Origin of the sequence: Carnobacterium sp. (assembly GCF_032094055.1) — a bacterium.
Classification (GTDB): domain Bacteria; phylum Bacillota; class Bacilli; order Lactobacillales; family Carnobacteriaceae; genus Carnobacterium_A.
The window spans coordinates 321-892 of the sequence record NZ_DAMDAK010000030.1; the positions used below are offsets into that span (position 1 = coordinate 321).

Sequence of the window (572 nt, forward strand, 5' to 3'; positions counted from 1 at the left end):
GAAGTTTCTACAATCATCGATAAATTAGGTGCAGGTGTAACCAATGCAATTGGTACTGGCGGACGCGATTTATCTGAAGAAGTTGGCGGAATTACGATGCTAGATAGCATTGCTGCTTTAGAAAAAGATCCTGATACAGATGTGATCGTGGTGATTTCTAAGCCTCCTGCAAAATCAGTTAGAGATAAAGTACTTGGTTTATTGAGAACGATTTCTAAACCAGCAGTTACGATTTTCTTAGGCGAAAAACCAACTTTCAATGAAAAAGATTTGTATCATGCTTATACCTTAGAAGAAGCAGCTAAAATTGCTGTCGCACTTTTAAATGGCCAAGAAGTTAAAGCATTAGATGAAACAGTTGAAAAACCTGTTGTATCGTTGAAACCAGAACAAACATTGATCAAAGGCTATTACTCAGGCGGAACATTAGCAAACGAAGCGGGCATGCTGATTGCAGATGGATTAAACTTAGCTGAAGGGTTAACACACGAAGAAGGATTCATTTTAAGTTCAGCGGGACATGAAGTGATCGACTTAGGCGATGACATGTATACCCAAGGTAAACCACACCC

At 39.3% G+C, this 572-nt stretch carries 1 pseudogene; it reads left to right on the forward strand.

Annotation, left to right across the window (positions count from 1 at the left end):
- A pseudogene (locus RT405_RS06285) lies at positions 1–572 on the forward strand (acyl-CoA synthetase FdrA); the annotation flags it as partial.